This is a genomic window from Nocardia sp. NBC_00511 (assembly GCF_045161165.1).
In the GTDB taxonomy this organism is placed as follows: Bacteria; Actinomycetota; Actinomycetes; order Mycobacteriales; family Mycobacteriaceae; genus Nocardia.
In genome coordinates, this window is record NZ_CP107849.1 from 5,646,986 (window position 1) to 5,664,223 (window position 17,238).

Annotated in this window: 15 protein-coding genes; 6 read left to right on the forward strand and 9 right to left on the reverse strand. The window is 68.2% G+C overall.

Annotated elements, in window-relative coordinates; all coding sequences use genetic code 11:
- Positions 1–235: 235 nt before the first annotated feature.
- Positions 236–1,153 carry a ribonuclease Z gene (locus OG300_RS26500; protein ID WP_405485746.1) on the reverse strand — a complete coding sequence of 306 codons (918 nt, stop codon included), beginning with the start codon at positions 1,151–1,153 and terminating at the stop codon, positions 236–238.
- Between the two features lie 119 nt (positions 1,154–1,272).
- Between OG300_RS26500 and OG300_RS26505 the strand changes: the two genes are divergently transcribed.
- Both OG300_RS26505 and OG300_RS26510 read left to right on the forward strand, forming a co-directional pair.
- Positions 1,273–1,764 carry a DUF6153 family protein gene (locus tag OG300_RS26505; protein ID WP_405485747.1) on the forward strand — a complete coding sequence of 164 codons (492 nt, stop codon included), beginning with the start codon at positions 1,273–1,275 and terminating at the stop codon, positions 1,762–1,764.
- 90 nt (positions 1,765–1,854) lie between these two features.
- Complete coding sequence (locus OG300_RS26510) at positions 1,855–2,490, forward strand: DUF305 domain-containing protein (protein WP_405485748.1); 636 nt, start codon at positions 1,855–1,857, stop codon at positions 2,488–2,490.
- Between the two features lie 92 nt (positions 2,491–2,582).
- Here the strand turns inward: OG300_RS26510 and OG300_RS26515 are convergent, their stop codons facing one another.
- Both OG300_RS26515 and OG300_RS26520 read right to left on the reverse strand, forming a co-directional pair.
- Positions 2,583–2,870, reverse strand: coding sequence for a hypothetical protein (locus OG300_RS26515; protein ID WP_405498687.1), 288 nt, complete (start codon positions 2,868–2,870; stop codon positions 2,583–2,585).
- A 145-nt stretch (positions 2,871–3,015) separates the two neighbouring features.
- A complete protein-coding gene (locus OG300_RS26520) occupies positions 3,016–4,494 on the reverse strand; it encodes an APC family permease (RefSeq protein ID WP_405485749.1) in 1,479 nt (492 codons plus the stop codon).
- 297 nt (positions 4,495–4,791) lie between these two features.
- On the opposite strand from OG300_RS26520, the gene OG300_RS26525 reads away from it, so the two are divergent.
- Positions 4,792–5,664 (forward strand): hypothetical protein, encoded by an 873-nt coding sequence (locus OG300_RS26525; protein ID WP_405485750.1) that lies wholly within the window; start codon positions 4,792–4,794, stop codon positions 5,662–5,664.
- A 12-nt stretch (positions 5,665–5,676) separates the two neighbouring features.
- Here OG300_RS26525 and OG300_RS26530 read toward each other — a convergent pair whose 3' ends face one another.
- Complete coding sequence (locus tag OG300_RS26530) at positions 5,677–6,519, reverse strand: hypothetical protein (protein WP_405485751.1); 843 nt, start codon at positions 6,517–6,519, stop codon at positions 5,677–5,679.
- 107 nt (positions 6,520–6,626) lie between these two features.
- Between OG300_RS26530 and OG300_RS26535 the strand changes: the two genes are divergently transcribed.
- The gene (locus OG300_RS26535) at positions 6,627–7,559 is read left to right on the forward strand and encodes an alpha/beta fold hydrolase (RefSeq protein WP_405485752.1); all 933 of its coding nucleotides are present in this window, start codon (positions 6,627–6,629) and stop codon (positions 7,557–7,559) included.
- 14 nt (positions 7,560–7,573) lie between these two features.
- Here OG300_RS26535 and OG300_RS26540 read toward each other — a convergent pair whose 3' ends face one another.
- On the reverse strand, positions 7,574–8,614 hold the full coding sequence (locus OG300_RS26540; RefSeq protein WP_405485753.1) for an NAD(P)-dependent alcohol dehydrogenase: 1,041 nt from the start codon (positions 8,612–8,614) through the stop codon (positions 7,574–7,576).
- Positions 8,615–8,753: 139 nt separating this feature from the next.
- Here OG300_RS26540 and OG300_RS26545 point away from each other — a divergent pair, with 139 nt between their 5' ends.
- Both OG300_RS26545 and OG300_RS26550 read left to right on the forward strand, forming a co-directional pair.
- Positions 8,754–10,217, forward strand: coding sequence for a flavin-containing monooxygenase (locus OG300_RS26545; RefSeq protein WP_405485754.1), 1,464 nt, complete (start codon positions 8,754–8,756; stop codon positions 10,215–10,217).
- Positions 10,214–11,143, forward strand: coding sequence for an alpha/beta hydrolase (locus OG300_RS26550; protein ID WP_405485755.1), 930 nt, complete (start codon positions 10,214–10,216; stop codon positions 11,141–11,143). The genes OG300_RS26545 and OG300_RS26550 overlap by 4 nt, the downstream gene beginning before the upstream one ends.
- 6 nt (positions 11,144–11,149) lie before the next feature.
- Here the strand turns inward: OG300_RS26550 and OG300_RS26555 are convergent, their stop codons facing one another.
- From OG300_RS26555 to OG300_RS26570, 4 genes are all read right to left on the reverse strand, one after another.
- Positions 11,150–11,719, reverse strand: coding sequence for a TetR/AcrR family transcriptional regulator (locus tag OG300_RS26555; RefSeq protein ID WP_405485756.1), 570 nt, complete (start codon positions 11,717–11,719; stop codon positions 11,150–11,152).
- 205 nt (positions 11,720–11,924) lie between these two features.
- Positions 11,925–13,160: a cytochrome P450 gene (locus OG300_RS26560; RefSeq protein WP_405485757.1), complete on the reverse strand. Its 1,236-nt coding sequence runs from the start codon at positions 13,158–13,160 to the stop codon at positions 11,925–11,927.
- 68 nt (positions 13,161–13,228) lie between these two features.
- A complete protein-coding gene (locus OG300_RS26565; RefSeq protein WP_405485758.1) occupies positions 13,229–15,919 on the reverse strand; it encodes an alkaline phosphatase family protein in 2,691 nt (896 codons plus the stop codon).
- Between the two features lie 150 nt (positions 15,920–16,069).
- Entirely contained in the window at positions 16,070–17,206 is a 1,137-nt protein-coding gene (locus OG300_RS26570) for a BTAD domain-containing putative transcriptional regulator (RefSeq protein ID WP_405485759.1), read from the reverse strand.
- Between the last annotated feature and the right edge of the window lie 32 nt (positions 17,207–17,238).

Consider the following 17,238-nt stretch of genomic DNA (forward strand, 5'->3'; position numbering starts at 1 on the left):
CGAGACTCCGGACCAGCTCTGACGCGTCGATGACGGACGCCACCGACCACTTCTTCGCGCTCGACAACCCGCACGAGCGAGCGCTGCCGCGCCAAGTCGAGACCGGCCAGCCGAGGGGAATACCCGGGACGACATCGAGCGAAAGCTGTTGCCCCACACCGAATCGACGAAGCAGCTGAAGCTTCCTGGTGGGAGCCGAAACTGCTGCGACACAACAATTTCGGTGCGGCGAAATTCAGCGGCGGGGTGGGACGGGGATGCGCATGAGGTCTTCGGCTATCACTATTTCGCCGTCGAAGTGGGCTCGGGCGTCGGCGAGGTGCTGGTCGAGGGTGCGGTAGCGCTGGGAGTAGTGGGTGAGAACCAGTGTGCGGGCGCCGGATTCGGCGGCGACCCGGGCGGCTTGGCCCGCGGTGAGGTGGCCGTATTCGACGGCGAGGTGTTCGTCGGCGTCGACGAAGGTGGCTTCGATGACGAGCATGTCCACATTGCGGGCGAGGTCGTAGACGCCGTCACACAGTCGCGTATCCATGACGAAGGCGAAGCTCTGGCCGGGGCGGTCTTCGCTGACTTCGTCGAGGGTGATGGTGCGGCCGTTCACTTCGACCTGGCCGCGCCGCTGTAGTTCGCCGACCACCGGGCCGGACAGACCGAGTTCGCGGAGTCGTTCGGGGATGAAGCGGCGGCTGTCGGGTTCGTCGAGGCGGTAGCCGAAGGCTTCGACGGGATGCGAGAGGCGGGCGGCGCGCAGGGTGAAACCGGCTCCGGGGGGCGGGAGTTCGCCCGCCTCGGTGATGGGGTGCGGCTGGAGTTCGACCCTGCGGTTGTGCGCCGAGGAGTCGCAGAGGCGTTCGTAGTAGACCTCGCCGGAGGCGGGGAAGTAGACGTCGACGGGGTGCAGTGCGCCGTCGAGGCTGATGCGGCCCAGGACGCCGGGCAAGCCGAAGCAGTGGTCGCCGTGGAAGTGGGTGATGCAGATGCGGGTGATACCGCTGGCGGCCACCCCGGCGAAGCTCATCTGCCGCTGGGTGCCCTCCCCTGGATCGAACAGCAACCCCTCCCGATCCCAGCGCAGCAGGTAGCCATTGTGATTGCGCTGCTTGGTCGGTACTTGGCTGGCTGTCCCCAGAATGACCAGTTCGCGCTGTGACACGGCCGTCAGGCTACCGCCCGGTTCCCGGTTCCTCGCGGTGGCGAGCCGGGCGCGTTCGGTGACAATACCGACAGGGGGTATCCGTTCCGGGTGGATGCCGCCTCCGTAGAATGGCCGCCGTGGTGAAACAGCAGGCAGGGAGCACCCGGTACGCCCGGGCCTTCGGCCTGTTCGCACTGCTGGCCGGGATCGTGGCCATGCACGCGCTCGTGATCGGCATGTCCGGCATGACCCACGACGAGCCCGCCACCGGCGGTTCTCCCGCCATGGCGCAGCACTCTCCCGAGCACGGGATGGCCGAACGCGAGGCCATGCTTCCCGAGATCTCCACACCGGCTGTCCTGATGGCGGTCACCGGTCCGGCACCGGCGGCCATGGTCGCCGACCATTGCGCCGACGGTGGCTGCGGCGGTGACCACAGCGGCATGCACGCCTGCGTGTTCGTGCTGGCGGCGCTGCTGCTCGGACTCGGGCTCGCGCTGCTGGCGTGGATCGGACTCGCCCGCGGCAATACCGCGAACCCGAAGGTGCGCATGCCGCGCGCCGCGCAGGCCCGTCCCCCACCGTGGACGGTGCCCTCCCTGGCCGAACTGTCGATATTGCGGATCTGATGGGCCGCCGCTGCCGCGTATTCCCCACGCGGACGCGGGTTTTCGCCTGCCCATTTCCCGATCGTTCAGCAATCCCCAAGGAGTTCAACCATGTTCAGCACTCGAATGAAGCTCGCCCTGATCGCCGGTACCTCGGCGGTGGCATTGATCTCCGCCGGATGTAGCAGCAGTGACAGCGACACCTCGAAGGCCGCAACCACTTCCAGCACGCAGTCGATGCCCGGCATGGATCACAGCGGCGGCATGACCTCGGCTCCGGCCGCCTCCCGCAGTGATTTCAACGCCGCGGATGTCACCTTCCTGCAGATGATGTATCCGCATCACGCGCAGGCGGTGGAGATGGCGCGGCTGGTGCCGTCCCGCTCGCAGAATCAGCAGCTCATCACCCTGGCAAACAGCGTGGAGCAGGCGCAGGCTCCGGAGATGCAGCAGTTCAGCACGCTGCTGGCGGCGTTCGGCAAGTCCGCCCCGAGCGCCGAGATGAACCATGACATGACCGGCATGATGTCGAAGGATCAGATGTCGAAGCTGGAAGCGAGCTCCGGCGCGGACTTCGACAAGATGTGGATGCAGATGATGATCGAGCACCATCAGGGCGCGATCACTATGGCGAATACCGAACTGGCACAAGGCACCAACCCCGACGCCAAGGCCCTGGCCCAGTCCATCGTGACCGCCCAGCAGACCGAGATCGACCAGATGAACACCATGCTCGCCCAGAGCTGAGCGCCGGAAATCTCACCGACTGAGCGTCTTTGAAACGCGCAGTGCCCGCGATCCGCCGAAAGCGGACCGCGGGCACTGCGAACAGCCCAGCTCTAACTGCCGATTACGGCGTTCATGATCGTCCCGGCGCTCGTGACGGTGGCGCCGCCGATCATGGCTCCGGCCACCATCTTCGGCGACTCGAGCCCACCGCCGCTCCACTTCTCCCAGGCGAAGCGACCGCCACCGTAGGTGATGGCGGTGACGCCGGAAAGCATCGTGAACCAGGTGAAGTAGCGGACCAGTTTCATGAGCTTGTCGGCCACCGGCGGAGTCTCCGGCGTCGGGTTGCCGATCTGCGCGACAACCGTGGTGTAGGCGTCATGCACGGCGAGGAGCATGCTCACGGGCGGTTCCTCTCGGATGCTGAAACAGTGCTGATGGGCGGAACTTGTGGCACAACTCTCACTATTCAGAGCAATTGAACCGCATTCCGCGAGGTGGCGTCGTGACGACACACCACCAGCACCGAACTCGAGCACCCGTTCAGCTACCGGATTTTCCCAGAATCGAATGCCGTCGGCCGTACGCGAAGTACACGACCATGCCGATCGCCATCCAGATGATGAACCGCAGCCAGGTCTCCACCGACAGGTTGAACATCAGCCACGCGCAGGCCAGCACGGCGAGGATCGGCACGTACGGCACCAGCGGGACCCGGAAGCCGCGCTTCAGGTCGGGCCGAGTGCGGCGCAGCACGATCACGCCGAGCGACACCAGCACGAACGCGAACAGCGTGCCGATATTGACCATTTCCTCGAGCGTGCCGAAGTCCACGAATCCGGCCAGCACGGCGCAGATCACGCCGACGATGACGGTGATCCGTACCGGCGTGCCCCGGGAACCGGTGTGCGCCAGCGCGCGCGGCATCAGCCCGTCGCGGGCCATGGCGAACAGCACCCGGGTCTGGCCCAGGAACAGCACCATGACGACGGTGGTGAGACCGGCGAGCGCGCCGATGGAGATGACGTTCTTGGCCCAGGTGACGCCGTGGATGGCGAAAGCCGTTGCCAGCGTTGCGTCGTCGCCCTGCAGGTCCTTGTAGGAGACCATGCCGGTGAGCACCAGCGAGACCGCCACGTACAGCACGGTGACGATGGCCAGCGAGCCGAGGATGCCGCGCGGCACATTGCGCTGCGGATCCTTGGTCTCCTCGGCGGCGGTGGCGACCACGTCGAAGCCGATGAAGGCGAAGAACACGATGGAGGCCGCGGCCAGCAGGCCGTACCAGCCGTAGTGGCTGTTGCCGCCACCGGTGACCAGCGAGAACAGCGTCTGCCGCAGGGTGCTCGAGGCGCCGGTGTCGGCATTGGGCACCGACTCCGGGATGAACGGCTTCAGGTTCGAGGCCTTGAAGTAGGTCGCGCCGACCACCAGCACCACCACGATCACGGCCAGTTTGATGGCCACCGCGACCGCCGACACCCGCGAGGACAGCTTGGTGCCGAGCACCAGCAGCACGGTCAGGATGGCGATGAGAAGTACTGCGCCCCAATCGAATTTGATCGATCCGAGATGCCAGATCGGCTGATGCCGGCCCATCACGGTGCCCAGGTACTGTGACCAGCCCTTGGCGACCACCGAGGTGCCGAGCGCGAACTCCAGGATCAGGTCCCAACCGATGATCCAGGCGATCAGTTCACCGAAGGTGGCGTACGAGAAGGTGTACGCGCTACCGGCGACCGGGACGGTGGAGGCGAATTCGGCGTAGCAGAGCGCGGCCAGCCCGCAGGCGACGGCGGCGAAGACGAAGGCCAGCGATACCGCGGGGCCCGCGGTCTGCCCGGCGGTGCGCGCGGTGAGGGTGAAGATGCCCGCGCCGACCACCACCGCGACGCCGAAGATCGTGAGATCCCACGAGGTCAGCTCTTTGCGAAGTTTGGCGTCCGGGTCATCGGTGTCCTTGATCGACTGTTCGATGCTCTTGGTGCGGAACAGTCCGGTGGTGCGGTCCGATAGCGCCACTGTCTCTCCTATATTTGGCTTCTCGGCAACAATGCAGTTCAGCGCCGGTGGGTCACCGTCCGGCTCCCGGTCGGTGCGCCTTCACTGGTGCCTTGCAGACAGACTCGCTGGTTCCAGCCCGGTTGCTGCGCTCAGGCCCGGATCGGGGCCGGAGTTATCGGCGTCACACGGAACCGTATCACCAGCTGGTACGTACCAGTTCAGCAACTGGCTGGACAACGAGGTGCGTTTCGCGACCCTCCGGCGCGCCGCGGTGACGCCACGCCGAGGACCGGCACGCCGGTCTAGGGTTTCGCTATGCCGTTCGGGGGAGAGTCCGCGGGCGGCGACAGCCGGGCGCTGGACCGCGTCCTGGCCGCCGCCCACCTGGTCCGGGTCCGGGAGATGCCGGGCGAGTCCCCGGCCCTGTTCGAGGAGCGCAACCCGCTCGCGCTGGCGGCCCTGCGCGAGGCGCTGCACATCGCCGACTCTCCAGGCCTGACCTGCATGTGCTGGGGTGATGTCGCGCTGGACTTCTTCACCACCGGCGACCGCCCGCTGACCACGGTGACCCTGCATCACGGCTATTCGATCCGCTGGGACGGCTGGCCCCAGCACGCCCTGCTGGCCGACGGCCTGCGCGCCCTGGAATGGCTCGCGGTCCGCGGCGTCCCCGCCCCGTTGCACGAGTACCGAGCCGCCGAGCAGCGCCGCATCGACGCCGATCGCACTGCCCGACTGTGGGTTTCGCAGATCCCCGAACCGCTCATGCCGTTCTCCCACCTGTTCCTCGACACCGCCGCGACCGCCGACGGCCTGACCCCGCCCCGCCTGACGGAGGTGCGCGCCCTACTGCTGGCCGCATACCCGAATTCATCCGATCGAATACTGCGACTGTGCCGCTGGCATGCCGCCGGCTCCGGCGCGCACTCCGCCCACCCCGCGCACGAACGCATCCCGGCCCAATTCCTGGACCTCGAACACGCCGCCGACATCGCCACCGCCCTCGAGTTGGCCGACCACACCGCCACCACCGGCCTGATCCGCTACCTGCTGAGCTGGCCCACCCGCAACCGCGTGGCGACCCTCCTCACCGCCCTCTCCCCCACCACCCGCCACACCTTGCTGATCCACACCCGGGACCCCCGATCCCGAATCTGGTTGCAGCGCCGCATCTCCCGGCTGGAGTGACACGGATATCCGCTACTGAACAGCCTTCGTGCGCACCCGCTTCACCGCGCAGAAGCGTTGCGCCGATGAGACATCCATCAGTTCCGGATGCTGCTGCGCATACTCGTCGTTGACGCCGCAGGTGGACCGATGGTCTTCGTTGAGCTCGGTCTTGGTCGCACCGACCAACTTCAGTTGCGAACCCGCGAACTGCCAGAAGTCGCCGTACCAGTATTTCCCCGGCCCTTCGCGAGAGTCACCGATGATGTACGCGCCGTCTTCACTGCGGTCGACGCTGATCCCGGACACCACTCCGGATCTGACGAAGTCCGGCGCGGCATCCGTGGCCCGGTACACCGCGAAGACACCGTTGACGATGCCCCGGTACACCGGGATCACCAACTGGTCTCGGCCGTCACCGGCCAGGTCCAACAGCTCGGGCGCAGAACTCGGCGCAATGCCGAGCTGGTCGGTCCCGGTCTCGACGATCGTCTGCCGCACCTTCCCGTCTCGCCCGATCACCTGCACGGTCATCGCGGGCTTCGCCGAGTCCGGGGCGCTCTTTCGATACCAGGTCACGAACGTGAGTCCCGCGCGGTCGTGCGATACGAGCCGACAGTCGTTCAGCGCGCCGGAATCCGCCCATCTGATATCGCCGCACAGCGGCAGGGCCGCCGGATCCGCAGGTGGTCCGGCAGTCGTCGACGGTGCGACGCTCGATGACGGCCGCGCGGTCGACGACGTCGTCGTGGTCATCGGCGCGGCGACCGGACTCGTCGTCGCCCCGGAAACGGTCGCGGGTTCGTCGGCGGGCCCGCAGGCCACAGTCGATAGAACAAGTAGTGCGATGGCCACTTTCGGCCGGATCCTCCCCATGCGCGTCACCCTAGCTTCAGGCCCGGCCGCGGCCCACCGGATATCTTCCCGACCGGGACCGGTACCGCGGCGGTCCGGCCTGGTGGGTGGCGATTAGCCTGTTGGACATGGTCGAGTTTCCCGAGTGCAACGTCGGTCCCAACTTCAAGGGGAAGCGGGTCGGGTACTTCCGTGAGACGGCGGGGTATCGGCGGTATGCCGCGGCCTATCGGGATGGGTTCGCCGAGTTGCCCTCCGTGCACGAGACGGTCGATGTGCCAACCAGTTTCGGGACGGTGCGGGCCTATCGATTCGGGACGGGCGCGGGGACGCCGCTGGTGTTGCTGCCGGGGCGGCAGGCGGCCACGCCGCTGTGGGCGGCGAATCTACCGGGGTTGATGGCGGTGCGGCCGGTGATCACGCTGGATCTGCTCGGCGAGCCGGGGCTGAGTGTGCAGTCGAAGGCGTTGACCGATGAGGCGGATCAGGCGGCGTGGCTGTCGGAGGCGTTGCAGGCGTTGGAGTCTCGGCCGGTGCACGTGCTGGGGGTGTCGATCGGCGGGTGGGCGGCGGTGAATCTCGCGGTGCACCATCCGGAGCAGGTGGCCTCGCTGATCACCTTCGACGCCCCGTTCGTATTCGGCGGCGTGACCTGGAAGATGATCCTGGTGTCGCTGGGTGCGGTGCTTCCCGGCATGCCAGACAAGGCACGAAATCGGTTGCTGGGCTGGATTTCCGGCGGGGTACGCGCCCCGCAGGAGCTACCCGAGGGGCAGTTGATCGCCTCGGGCATGAAGGATTTCGCCGCCTACCTGCCGGTGACGCAGCAGCCGTCCAAGCAGCAGCTGACGGCGTTGACCGTCCCGTTCCTGGGCGTGTTCGCGGGGCGCAGCATCGTGCACCGGTCGCGCAGGCTGGCCGCGAAGGCGCGAAAGTTGTTGCCCGGCGGGCAGTTCGAGGTATGGCCGGAGGCATCGCACGCGATCAACGGGGAGTTCCCGAAGGAGATCGCGGATCGGGTGGCGCAGTTCCTCGACGGCATCGAACCCGCCGGGAACTGATCCGCCCCAACCGATTACGGAACCAGGACGGCGCGGCCGCGAATCTGCCCGGCGTCCAGGCGGCGCAGCGCCTCGGGTCCGTCCGCGAGGTCGAAGCGTTCGACCTCCATGTGCAGCTTGCCCGCCTGCGCGAGCGCGACGCAGGCGTGCAGGTCACTGCGCGTGCCACCGAGTGATTTCCGGACCGTGGCGCCCCACGGCAGGCCGGGTCCACCGGCGGGTCCGGCGGTGATTTCCGGTGCGCCGCCGCCCAATCCGACCATGCGATAGGCCCCGTTGGGTGCGACCGACTCGCACGCGAGCTTCGCGGTGGAGTCGACCCCGGCGAAGTCGAAGACGGCGTCCACGCCGCGGCCGTCGGTGAGGTCGAGGATCTGCTTGGCGGTGTCGTCGCCGGAGAGCAGGCCGATGTCCGCCCCGCAGTCCCGTGCCAGATCCAGCTTCTCCTGCGCCTGATCGACCGCGATCACCCGCACGCCGGAGATGGCGTTGAGGATCTGCACCCCGACATGCCCGAGCCCGCCGATGCCGATGGCGAGTGCGGTTCCGCCGGGCCGCAACGCTTCTCGCGCGCCACGGATGGCGTGGTAGGCGGTGAGGGCGGCGTCGGCGACCGGCGCGGCCTGTAGGAAGTCGAGGTCGCCGATCGGCACGAAGGCCCCGGCCGGGATGCGCACGTACTCGGACATGCCGCCCTCGATGCTGAGCCCGGGGCACGGCGGCATGGCGAGCCGCCCGGCGGCGAGGCAGACGTTCTCGTTGCCGCTCACGCATTCCCGGCAGGTGCCGCAGGTCCAGAACAGGTAGACCACGCCGCGCTCGCCGATTTCGCGCCCGCTGACGTCGGAGCCGATGGCCTCGATGGTTCCGGCGATCTCGTGGCCGAGGGTGAGCGGGTCCTCGCGCAGCTGGAACGGGAAGTTCACCAGGGTCAGGTCGGAGTGGCAGACGCCCGCCGCGCCGACCTTCACCAGCAGGTCGGTGGGTCCGATCTCGGGGACCGGGATGTCGTTGATCTGCACCTTTTCCGGGCCGGTCCACTGGAGTGCGCGCATCGTGCTTCCTTGCCTAGAGCTTGTGATCTGCCGCACACCGTAACACTCGCTTTACACACCGTCTAGCGAATGACGGAACGTCTATCGAATTCCCGAAAACCCCTCCCGCGCGCAAGACAGGTGTCTAGGCTCGCCCCCCATGAACACACCGCGGATCGCCATCGTGGGCGCCGGGATCTCCGGGATCTGCATGGGCGTCGCACTGCGGCGCGCCGGATTCACCGATTTCACGCTGTTCGAGAAGGGCGCGGACTACGGCGGCACCTGGCGCGACAATGTCTATCCGGGCCTGGTCTGCGATGTGCCCTCCAGGTACTACCAGTTCACCTTCGCGATGAATCCCGAATGGTCCCGGCTGTATTCGACCGGTCCGGAGATCAAGGACTATCTGGTCGGCGTGGCCCACGACCACGGCCTGCGGGAGCACACCCGGTTCGGCGTCGAGGTGACCGCCGCGGAGTTCACCGGCGACGGCTGGCGGGTGAGCGGTTCCGACGGCCGGGTGGAGCGCTTCGATTTCGTCCTGTGCGCCACCGGATTCCTGCACCGCCCGAACCTGCCCGACATTCCCGGCCTGGACGAATTCCGCGGCACCGTCATGCATTCCGCGCGCTGGCGCGACGATGTGGAGCTGACCGGCAAGCGGGTCGGCGTGATCGGCACCGGCTCGACCGGCACCCAGCTGGTGGGCGCGCTGGCCGGGCAGGTGCCGAAGGTGGTGATGTTCCAGCGCACTCCGCAGTGGATCCTGCCCACCGTCAACCGCGCCTACACCGGCGTCTCCAAGCAGCTGTACCGCCGAATTCCACTGCTGGGCAAGGCTTCCTACCATCTCAATCGCGGCTTCTTCGCCGCGTTCTCCCAGGGCCTGGTGCATCCGGGCCGGGTACGCACCTTCATCCAGTGGGTGGTGGCCCGGAATCTGCGTTCGGTCGAGGATCCCGTACTGCGCCGCAAGCTGACCCCCGATTATCAGGCGATGTGCAAGCGGCTGGTGGTGTCGGATCGCTTCTACCGGGCGATCCAACGGCCGGACGTGGAACTGGTGACCGAGGGCATCGACCATATCGACGAGCACGGCGTGGTGACCGCCGACGGCGTGCACCACGACCTCGACATCCTGCTGCTGGCAACCGGTTTCGACTCGCACGCGTTCATGCGCCCGATGGCGATCACCGGCACCGACGGCCGCACCCTCGACGAGGCGTGGGCCGCGGGACCGCGCGCCTTCGAGGGCGTCATGATGCCGGACTTCCCGAACCTCTTCATGCTGGTCGGCCCGCACAGCCCGTTCGCCAACCACCCGCTGACGGCGGTCGCCGAGGCCCAGTCGGCCCGCATCGTCGGCTGGCTGACACGCTGGCGGGCAGGTGAATTCGAGACGGTGGCCCCCACCCGCGCCGCCACCGACCGCTACAACGCCCGCATGCGCGCCGCCGCCCCGAGCACGGTGTGGACCACCGGCTGCCAGAGCTGGTATCTGGGCAAGGACGGCCTGCCGGAACTATGGCCGTGGACGCCGAGCGCCTACGAGAAGCTGATCCGCAGCACTCCCACCGCCGCCGACTACCGACTCTCCCAGCGGGCGGTGACCCGGAAGTGACTGCCGCCCTGCCGATTCCGCCGCAGCGGTTCCTGTCCCGGATGCTGGGCCGCTGGTGGTTCGCTCCCGCGCCGGACTGGGACCGGGTACGGCACCGCGTCACCCTCTCCACCTCGAATTCCCGGGCTCCGCGGGGAGTTCGAGTCGAGACCGGTGACACCGGCGGCATCCCCGCCGAAATCCTCACGCCCACCGCTGCTTCCGAGCAGGCCGCCATCCTGTACCTGCACGGCAGTGGCTTCGTGATCGGCGCACCGCAGATGGTCCGCACCCTCACCGGCGCGCTCGCGGCCGCGACCCGCACCACCGTCTACGCGGTCGACTACCGCCTGGCCCCGGAACATCCGCATCCGGCCGCGGTGGACGACACCGTCACCGCCTACCGCGCCCTGCTCGGCCAGGGAATTCCCGCCGAACGCATTGCCGTCGTGGGTGATTCGGCGGGCGGCACCCTGGCCCTGGATCTGATCGAGCGGGTGTGCGAGGCACGACTACCCGTCCCCGCCATCGTCGGCCTGATCTGCCCGGTCCTGGACCTTTCGGCGGATTCCTCTGCCTTCCACTGCGATCCGAGCCGCGAACCCCTGCTGACCCCGCCCCTGATGGCGCAGTTCATGGACGCCTACCTGCCCGGAGTCCCCGAGGAAACCCGCCGCGCCCTCTCCCCCGTTCACCGCGACCTCACCGGCTACCCGCCCATGGTCCTGCACTCCGCGTCCGACGATCTGCTGGCGGGCGATGCCCGCCGCTTCGCCACCCACGCGGCGAAATTCGCTGCGCCCCTGCGTCATCGCGAATACCGCAACCTGTGGCACGTCTTTCACGCCATGCCCATGAAACCGGCCCACGAAGCCGTCACCGACCTCGCGGCCGCCCTGTCCGACCGCCTCTACGGCCACCACACCGGCTACCGCGCCGTCCCGTGACTCGCGTCAGACCAGCGCGCCCAACACCACGGGGACCACGAATTCCTCGAGCATGGCACGTTCGTCGTCATCGTCACGGCCGGGCGAGGAGAGCAGCGAGACGATGATTCGGGTCAGCCAGCGGGCCAGTCGGCCGCGTTCGTCGTCGGTGAGCTCGGGTGAGGTGAACAGGCCCGCCGCAATGGCTTCGATGACCTCGGAGTCCTGGCTGATGCGTCCGGCCGGACCCGACTCACCGGCCCGGAACCAGGCGATGAGCATCGGTTCGGCCCGCACCTCGCGAACCGCGCCGAGCATGGCGGCGACGACCCGCTCCGCCGGATCGGCGACCGTGGCGACCTGGTCGAGCACGCGGGCCCCGATGCGGCGGGTCTCGCGGTGCACGAAGGCGACCCGCACGGACTGCCGATTGTCGAAGTAGCGGTAGAGGGTCGCGCGCGAACAGCCCGCGGCCTCGGCGATATCGCCCATGCCGACCGCGGTGACGCCGCGATCCGCGAACAGCTGCGCGGCGGCGTCCAGAATGCGTTCGGCAGCCAGTCCGGCACGGTCGTCGGCCAGCCAGTCTCGGCTCATGCGGCGTCCTTTCACACGCGGTCGAGGCTCGTCGGCAGCCCATCGGCTCCCGGTTCGAACCGGACCGTTCCTTCGGTACTCACACTCTGCCCGGGTGCTGCGCGAGCCGTGCGACCGGGCCGACCCTGCGCGGCGGTCGGCCCGGAGTTCAGGGGCACACCGGGTTCCAGCGCACGGATCCCGGTGTGGCCCCCGCCGTCACGTCCTAGGCCGTCGCCCGGAACGGAACGGAGATCGGCCAGCGCACGTAGTTGCCGTGCGCCCACTGCACGCTGTCGAGGTCGACGGTGAACTCGGGGCAGCGCGCCAGCAGTTCTTCCAGGGCGACCCGCGCCACCATGCGGGCGGCGGCCGCACCCAGGCAGTGGTGGTGGCCGTGGCTGAAGGTCATGATCCGCTTGGGGTTGCGCCGCACGTCGAGTTCGCCTGCGGTGGGCCCGAATTCGCGTTCGTCGCGGTTGGCGGACCCGTAGCACAGCAGCACCCGGCGGCCCGCGGGGATGGTGACGCCGTGCAGTTCGACATCGCGGGTGGCGGTGCGGGCCAGGCCCTGCACCGGGGAGGTCATGCGCAGGAATTCCTCGACCGCGTCGGAGATGAGCGCCGGATCCTCGATCAGCAGTCGGCGCTGTTCGGGGTAGGCGGTGAGCAATTGCACCGCGCCGCCGAGGTTTCCGGTGGTGGTGTCGTTGCCGCCGGTGATCATGGTGAAGGCGAAGCCGAGCATGGCCAGCAGGCCCTCGTTGTCACCCTCCGCACCCAGCCCGGAGGCCAGCAGATGCGAGATGGTGTCGTCGCCCGGTTCTTTGCGTCGCCGGTCGATGAGCTCGCTGAAGTAGCCGACCATCTCGCCGACCGCGGTGAAGGCGTTCTGATCGCCCGCCGCCAATCCGGCGCCCTCGACCGCGCCGCCGACGATGTTCTCGGTCCAGGCGTCGAACTTGCCCCGATCCGCCTCCGGCACACCGAGATAGTGCGCCACCACCATGGTGGGCAGCGGCTTGAACAGCTCCTTGACGATGTCGCCCGAGCCCGCGGCACGTAACGCTTCGAGCCGTTCGACGACGAACGCCCGCACCTCGGGCTCGACCGAATTCACTTGGCGCGGAGTGAATCCCGGTGACACCCGGCGCCGGAAATCGGTGTGGTCGGGCGGGTCCATGAACACGAACGGCTTGGCCGCCCCGAACCCGGCGGCCACCAGGTCGATGTAGTCGACGGTGAGCCCGGAGGCGGACGAGTAGACCTCGGGGTCGCGGGAGGCCGCGTACACGTCGGCGTGCCGGGTCAGCACGTAGAAGTCGTCGGATTCGCGGCCCTCGGGGACCACTCGATGTACCGGATCATGCTCGCGCAGTGCGGAATACATGGGCCAGGGGTCACGCCAGGACTCACCCGAGCGAAGGTCGAATCTCACCGCATGAGACGCCGTTGAACTCATGAATCGAAGGTAAGACAAATACGACCGTTTGTCTAGAACTTGTTTCAGTGGCAGCGACCTGTACCGCGTCAGAGCACCCGAAACCGCACCGGCTGCGCCAGCGGGCGATCCGAATCATCGAGGTGGTGCAGCACGTACACGCCGCTCGGCAACGGCCCGGACTCCTCGATCGAGGCGACCGGCGCGGCGGCGGCCCGCGCCGCCGCCAGCACGCTCGCCACCATTCCGGTGCGATGCGTGGGCACCACGTCCGCGCCCGCCCCGACCTGGAGCACGACCTGATCCCGGGTCACCGCACCGTCCAACCGCAGGCTCCGCAGGACCGGCGTCGAGGGCACCGACGCCGCCGGGTCACCCGGATCATCGAAGACGGCCAGCCGGTGGCCGGACACGGCATTCGAAAGGCTGTAGCTGACAACGAGATCGCGCCCGGACTCGTACATCGAACGGTCCAGCAGCAGCCGGTCGAACGGCGCGGCGTCGTCCGCGGTCCGCCCCGGTTGCCCGTTCTCCACGAATCCCCTGACCCGGCAGAGGAATCCGGCGTCCGCGTCCGCCGTCACGGTGAGGTCGTACCAGCCCGCGCCCTGGGCGTCGCTGTCGCAGGGCATGTCCCGGCGCTCGGTGCGTCCCGCGCCGACCGAGATGGTCCACGGACCGTCGTGCCGATAGGCATTGGCCACCACGCGCACGGTCACGGGTTCCGAGCCGAGGTTCTCGAACTCCCAAACCAGCCCTCGCCCAGCGGAATCGGAGGGTACGGCGGTCACCCGCAGCCCGGCACACGGCCCGCCGAGATCCCCCGCGAATCGCCGCTGATACCCGTCCGGCCCGTACACCGTGTAGTCGTAGAGCCCGTTCACCGCGGGCAGGTCCCGCTGCACCCGATCACCGCCGAGCACATCGAAACGACGCGGCGTGAAGTCGTCGGTGAAGGCGTTCGGATACACCGGACAGTGCGCGGCCCCGGTCCCGGCGTTGGCCAGCGACAGCGTCACGACACCGCCGTTCGTTCGGCATCGGGCATCCAGCCGATAGGGCAGCGGCACCCGGGGTTTCGTGCCCACGGGCTGTGCCGGCAGTCGCGGCACGAATGGAAGTGGTTGCGACGCACCGGTTGTCGATTGCACCGCGCGCGGCGCAGTGTTGGGCAGCACCAGCGTGCGCTTGGACTCGAAGTCGAACAGCGAGGACAGATCGCCGCACATGCTGCGACGCCACGGGCTGATATTCGGTTCGGCAACCCCGGTGACCCGCTCCAGGAAGCGGAGAACCGAAGTGTGGTCGAACAATTCGGAGCACACACCCTGTTTGCTCCACGGGGACACGATGATCGCGGGCGTCCGCGCACCCAGCCCCACCGCATGGTCGCCGAAGTACTCGTCGGTGGTCCCGGGCGGCGGTATCGGCGCGGGCACGTGGTCGAAGTAGCCGTCGTTCTCGTCGTAGTTGAGGATGAAGACGGTCTTGTTCCACACCTCGGGGTGATCGCCGAGTGCCGCCAGCAGCCCGTGCACCAGGGCCTGCCCGTTGCGCGGCCCCATCACCGGATGCTCGCAGTCGACGTACGGGGCGACGATCCAGGACACCGTGGGCAGCGTGCCCGCGGCCACGTCGGCGCGGAAGGCGTCGACCAGGGTGCCCGAGCGCGACCGCAGCAGCCCCCGCTCCACCAGCGCCCGATCCGAGGGCGACAGTTCGGCGATGCCGCGCCGCAGTTGCGCGTCGTACGCCGGTTCCAGGCTCGGATTCCGTTGCAGGTCATCGTAATAGCGGAAGAAGTTCTCGAAGGCGAGCCGTCCGCCGCCGTTGGTGTGCTTCAGCGCCGAGCGGGCCGCATCGCGGAACGGCAGGAAGAAGTCGAGGGTGTTGTCGGTGTAGTTGTCCCACTCCTGATACACCCGCCAGCCGACGCCGCGCTCCTGTAGCCGTTCGGCGTAGGTGGTCCACGGCAGCCCCGAGATCACCTCGTTGACGTAGCGTCCGGCGTCCGGGCCCAGCAGTGCGTCGAGCAGGAACAGATTGCCGGTGGGCGGCATGATCATTCCGGCCAGTGCCTGCGGGAACGGTTGCGGCAGTACGTTCGTCACCCCGTGCACCATGCCCAGCACGGTGTCGACGATGGTCGACACCGGCAGGCTGCGCATCCATTCGAGTTTGCGGTCGTCGGAGTACAGCGAGGTCTGTAGCGATTCGGCGAAGTTGTCCAGCGCCAAGGGATTTCGCACGGTCCCGGTGAACAGGTACATCCGGTTCGGGTCGGTGGGCCCGTTGACCGAGCAGTGGTAGCCGTCGCAGAGCGTGAACGCCTCGGCGAGCTGGTAGTAGAAGCCGAGGCTGTCGCGGTCGTAGCCGACCATGGTGCCCTCGCCCTTGGCCGCGATCCAGGCGTCGTGCCGACCGGAGGCGAAGGCCTGGTGCCCGGTCCCGGTGCCGTGGTCGCAGCCGTCGATGTTCTGCAGCGAGGTGGTGTAGGGCAGCACGTGCCGCCCGCCGTCGGGTTGATGGAACACCGAGCGGCCGTTGGACAATTGCAGCGCGTTGAGGTCGGAGTAGCCGCGCACGCCCGGCATCGCACCGTAGTAGTGGTCGAAGGACCGGTTCTCCTGCATCAGCACCACGACGTGTTCGATGCGATCCCAGCCACCCGGCGGAGCCGGTTCGGCCCAGGCTTGCACCAGGCTCGGCGGGAGCATCGACATGGCTCCGGCCGCGCCGCCCAGCATTGCGGCACGCTTCAGAAAGCGCCTCCGATCCATGGCATTCCCCTCGAAGCATAGGAGCGGCTGCTATGCAGCATCTCCGAGCGAGTCGGGGAGAGCGTGGCGGTGTCGTGGATCACCGATGAAAGCTCAGTTAACCATTGTCTTCGCAGGTCGCGGACTGGTCACACGCCATCAACTTTGGTTTCAACCGTTGTTTTCGTGAGCGCGGATGAGCACGAAGACCAGTTCGGTGTCGCCGATGCGCACGACCGTGCCGTCGTGCAGCAAACCGCTGTCCAGCACCCGCTGGCCGTCGATGAACACGCCGTTGGAGGAGTTCAGGTCCTTGAGCACATAGGTGATCCCGTTGTCGATGACAAGGGCGTGGTGGCGGCTGACGCGACCGTCCTGCAGCGCGATGTCGTTGTCGGACAGGCGCCCGATGCGGGTGGCGATCCCGGCGATCGGATAGACATTGCCGTCGCGGTCGCGCAGCAGGGCGTGCGGTTCGTGCCAGCTGCGATCCACGATGGTGGTGGCCCGGGTGGCCGAGGCCGCGCCGACCGCGCGCAGACTCGGCGGATCCTGGCGCAGGATGCGGGCTTCCAGGTCCCGGATCTGCGGACTCGGATCGATGCCCAGTTCCTCGGCCAGCAGCGCGCGCAGCCGCCGCGCCGCCTCCAGCGCGTCGGACTGACGGCCGGTCACGTACAGCGCGGTGATCAGCTGCTCCCACAGCGATTCCCGCAGCGGATGCTCACGCACCAGCAGGGTCAGCTCGCTGACCACGGCGTCGGCGCGGCCCTGCGCGATATCGGCCTCGGCCCGGGATTCGATGACGCCGATCCGCTCGTCGTCCAGCGCGACGGCGTAGGCGTCGGCGAAACCGAGGCCGCGCAGATCCGAGAGCACCGGCCCGCGCCACTGCGCGAGCGAATCCGAGAGGGCGGCGCTGGCGGCCGAGAAGCGCCCGGCGGCCAAGGCGCGCAGGCCGTTCTCGCGGCGGGCGCGGAAGCGGAAGACATCGCAGGCGACGTCGGCGACCACGATCCGATAGCCGGTGCCCATGTGCTGCAGCACGGTGCGCGCGTCGATGCCGCCGTCGCGCAAGGGTTTCCGCAGGTTCGACACGATGGCGTGCAGGCTGACCCGGATATCCGGCGGCGGCGTCTCCTCCCAGACCGCGTCGGCCAGGGCATCGACGGAGACCGGTCGGTTGGCGTTGATGGTCAGATAGGCCAGTACGGCACGCTGTTTCGGCCCGCCCAGCTGCTGTGGCACCCCGTCGATGGTGAGCTGGACCGGTCCCAGCACCCCCACCTGCGCCCGCTCCTCGGACATAGCCGAAATCCTCCCGCTCGGTGGGACCGTCG

Excerpts from the sequence above, each read along its gene's own strand:
- OG300_RS26510 (WP_405485748.1), top strand. The coding sequence starts at position 1,855 with ATGTTCAGCACTCGAATGAAGCTCGCCCTGATCGCCGGTACCTCGGCG.
- OG300_RS26515 (WP_405498687.1), bottom strand. The coding sequence starts at position 2,870 with ATGCTCCTCGCCGTGCATGACGCCTACACCACGGTTGTCGCGCAGATC.
- OG300_RS26525 (WP_405485750.1), top strand. The coding sequence starts at position 4,792 with ATGCCGTTCGGGGGAGAGTCCGCGGGCGGCGACAGCCGGGCGCTGGAC.
- OG300_RS26530 (WP_405485751.1), bottom strand. The coding sequence starts at position 6,519 with ATGGGGAGGATCCGGCCGAAAGTGGCCATCGCACTACTTGTTCTATCG.
- OG300_RS26535 (WP_405485752.1), top strand. The coding sequence starts at position 6,627 with ATGGTCGAGTTTCCCGAGTGCAACGTCGGTCCCAACTTCAAGGGGAAG.
- OG300_RS26540 (WP_405485753.1), bottom strand. The coding sequence starts at position 8,614 with ATGCGCGCACTCCAGTGGACCGGCCCGGAAAAGGTGCAGATCAACGAC.
- OG300_RS26545 (WP_405485754.1), top strand. The coding sequence starts at position 8,754 with ATGAACACACCGCGGATCGCCATCGTGGGCGCCGGGATCTCCGGGATC.
- OG300_RS26555 (WP_405485756.1), bottom strand. The coding sequence starts at position 11,719 with ATGAGCCGAGACTGGCTGGCCGACGACCGTGCCGGACTGGCTGCCGAA.
- OG300_RS26560 (WP_405485757.1), bottom strand. The coding sequence starts at position 13,160 with ATGAGTTCAACGGCGTCTCATGCGGTGAGATTCGACCTTCGCTCGGGT.
- OG300_RS26565 (WP_405485758.1), bottom strand. The coding sequence starts at position 15,919 with ATGGATCGGAGGCGCTTTCTGAAGCGTGCCGCAATGCTGGGCGGCGCG.
- OG300_RS26570 (WP_405485759.1), bottom strand. The coding sequence starts at position 17,206 with ATGTCCGAGGAGCGGGCGCAGGTGGGGGTGCTGGGACCGGTCCAGCTC.